Annotated in this window: 1 protein-coding gene; it reads left to right on the top strand. The window is 56.8% G+C overall.

Annotation, left to right across the window (positions count from 1 at the left end):
- Nucleotides 1-73 precede the first annotated feature (73 nt).
- A partial coding sequence (locus CQ12_RS45790; RefSeq protein WP_210180610.1) for a DUF968 domain-containing protein occupies nucleotides 74-301 on the top strand: 228 nt, incomplete at its 3' end.

Below are 301 nucleotides of genomic sequence, written 5' to 3'. Positions count from 1 at the left end.
ACTTCATGTCGGCATGGGGAGCCGAGAATAACATCGTCTGGAGTGATCCGGCGCTTAAGCAGTCGGAGGCAGCATGAGACAGCGTCTCTTTCGCGTCAATGACGACGCTCACTTGAACTTCATCCGCTCTTTGCCCTGCGTGATCTGTCAAAACAACATCCAGACCGAGGCCGCACATCTGCGCACCGAGAGCCGCATGTACGGCAAAGACTTCACGGGCGGTGGTCGGAAGCCGTCCGATAAGTGGGCTCTTCCGCTTTGCAGCAACTGCCATAGCGAACAGCATCGCGGGAATGAGATC

The organism is Bradyrhizobium jicamae (assembly GCF_001440395.1).
In the GTDB taxonomy this organism is placed as follows: domain Bacteria; phylum Pseudomonadota; class Alphaproteobacteria; order Rhizobiales; family Xanthobacteraceae; genus Bradyrhizobium; species Bradyrhizobium jicamae.
This window is presented reverse-complemented; position numbering and strand designations above follow the sequence as displayed.